We start from the raw sequence: 2,344 nt of genomic DNA on the forward strand, positions 1-2,344 counted from the left end.
GCGCTACCGTACGCTTGATCCGAAACTGATCATCGAGACCGCAGAACGGCTGGAGACGCGCGTTGCGGAGCGTTTCCCCGATGCCGGCCTGCGCGGCGTTGCCGCCGAACTGGTCTCGCTGTCGCGCGACCTGGCACAGGGCGCCAAGGCCCTGGAAGCGCCGATCTGGTGGCTGCGCGGCCTCATCGTCGCCGCTGTCGTTGCCGGCGCACTGATGTTCATCTTCGTCGGAACCGTATTGCCATTCGACCGCATTTCCAAACCGGGTGATGCCGTCCAGTCTGTGCAAGGCATCGAAGCTTCGCTCAACATGTTCATCCTCGCCATTGTCGGATTTCTCGCCTTGATCCGCTCCGAGGAGCGCATCAAGCGCAAGCAGGTCTTTCGCCAGCTGCATGGCCTGCGCTCGCTGATCCACGTCATCGACATGCACCAGCTGACCAAGGATCCGGCGGCGCTGTCGGCCGATTTCAAGCCAACGTCGCATTCGCCCGCCCGCATCACCAATGCCGCCGACCTGGCGCGTTACCTCGACTATTGCTCCGAAATGCTGTCGATCACCGGCAAGATCGCCGCATTGTTCGCGCAGTCGGTCAATGACGACGTGGTCATCGACGGCGTCAACGACATCGAGAACCTGGCGTCCAACCTGTCGCGGAAAATCTGGCAGAAGATCACGTTGATCGACGGCCGGCCGGTGCAACAATCTGCTCCGGCGCCAGGCCCGGCGAGCCAAGCCGCTCCGCTTCCGCCGCGCGCACCAAGGCGATGATCCGCTGAACCGTCGGCACGGGCGTGCCGGCCTTCCCCGCCAGCCGCAAGATGGCACCTTGCAAGTCGTCGATCTCCGTCGGCCGGCCGCGCTGAAGATCGTCCCACATCGACGAGCGCGCCTGCGGGTCGATCGCCAGCATGCGCCGCGCCAAGAGCTTGAACAGCCAGTCCGGCAGCCTGAGCACTTTCGGCAGCAGCGCCGGCCGCAGGCCGGCGATCCGCGCCGGCTCGATGCCGGACGCTTTCAGCGCCGTCAGCGCCTCGTCGATCTGGCCAGCCAGGATCAGCCGCCAGCGTCGGTCGGCCAGTTCGGTTGCCAGCGGCAGGCCGGAAAGCGCCACCAGCGCGTTGTTCAGATTCATCAGCAGCTTGCCCCACAGCACCGCCTTCATGTCGCCATGCGCTTCAACCGCAAACCCTTCGACGCCAAGCAGGCCGACCAGGCCGGCATCGCCATCCTCGACCATCACCTTGCCGTCGCTGGCGCGGTGCACGCGCAGCGGCAGCTCGCCGTCCGGCGACTGCACCACATTGAACGGCACCATGCCGGCCAGCACCGTTCGCCGGCCAAGTCCGGCACGCAGCCTGTCGGCATTGTCGACACCGTTCTGCAGGCTGATCACCACGGCGTCGGGCCGGGCATGAGCTTTGATAAGATCCGCCATGTCCTGAGTGGCGCCGCTCTTGACCGTGACCAGGATCACGTCTGCCTGCGGCAGGGTGGCGGCCGGATCGGTGGTGACGGCAAGCGCCTCCGGCTTGATCGAGCGATCGCGGCCCTGGAGGTCGCTGACCCGCAATCCACCCTGCCGCAACGCTGCCTCAATGCGCGGCCGGGCCAGCAGAATGACCTTTCGGCTGGCCAGCGCCAGGCAGCCGCCGGCATAGCAGCCGATGCTGCCGGCACCGGCTATGACGATCCGTTTGTCCTTGTCTGCCATCCTGTCGCCCGCGCCGGGTCGCAACTATACGACATGAAAACCATAATATCGGCGGTATCGCCAGCCATGAGGCTGGCCCCTATGTCTGGCCGTGACAGGCCCTGCGCTTTCGACTATCGCTTTTGCCATGACGCTGCCGACCGATCCTGCCGAAAACCTCGCCGCCCTTATCCGTTGCGCTTCGGTGACGCCCGCTGAGGGCGGTGCGCTGACCGCGCTGGAGACGATGCTCAAACCGCTCGGCTTCCTGGTCGATCGGCCGGTGTTTTCCGAAGACGGCACGCCCGATATCGAAAACCTCTATGCAAGGCGTTCCGGCAATGGCCCGCATCTGATGTTCGCCGGCCACACCGACGTGGTGCCGGTCGGCGACGAAGCCGCCTGGACGCATCCGCCCTTCGCCGCCGAGATCGCCAATGGCGAGATGTATGGCCGCGGCGCCGTCGACATGAAGGGCGGCATCGCCTGTTTCATCGCCGCCGTGGCGCGCCATGTCGAGGCCAATGGCGGTCCGAAAGGCTCGGTCTCGCTGCTGATCACCGGCGACGAGGAAGGCCCCGCGATCAACGGCACGGTCAAGCTGCTCGAATGGGCGGCTTCCAGGGGCGAGAAATGGGATGCCTCTGTCG

Annotated in this window: 3 protein-coding genes; 2 read left to right on the forward strand and 1 reads right to left on the reverse strand. The window is 65.7% G+C overall.

Annotated elements, in window-relative coordinates; translation table 11 throughout:
- Window positions 1-772: hypothetical protein (locus ENZ74_RS29510; protein ID WP_127313207.1), on the forward strand; the 772-nt coding region annotated here is incomplete at its 5' end.
- On the opposite strand, the gene ENZ74_RS29515 is transcribed toward ENZ74_RS29510, so the two are convergent.
- Complete coding sequence (locus ENZ74_RS29515) at window positions 675-1,715, reverse strand: 2-dehydropantoate 2-reductase (RefSeq protein WP_063169725.1); 1,041 nt, start codon at window positions 1,713-1,715, stop codon at window positions 675-677. The genes ENZ74_RS29510 and ENZ74_RS29515 overlap by 98 nt on opposite strands.
- 127 nt (window positions 1,716-1,842) lie before the next feature.
- Between ENZ74_RS29515 and ENZ74_RS29520 the strand changes: the two genes are divergently transcribed.
- On the forward strand, window positions 1,843-2,344 hold a 502-nt coding region (locus tag ENZ74_RS29520; protein WP_127313208.1), incomplete at its 3' end, for a M20/M25/M40 family metallo-hydrolase.

Origin of the sequence: Mesorhizobium sp. M7A.F.Ca.CA.002.15.2.1, assembly GCF_003998715.1 — a bacterium.
Lineage (GTDB): Bacteria > Pseudomonadota > Alphaproteobacteria > Rhizobiales > Rhizobiaceae > Mesorhizobium > Mesorhizobium ciceri.

Bases quoted from the DNA above. Each gene is read 5' to 3' on its own strand.
- ENZ74_RS29515 (WP_063169725.1), bottom strand. From the start codon at position 1,715: ATGGCAGACAAGGACAAACGGATCGTCATAGCCGGTGCCGGCAGCATC.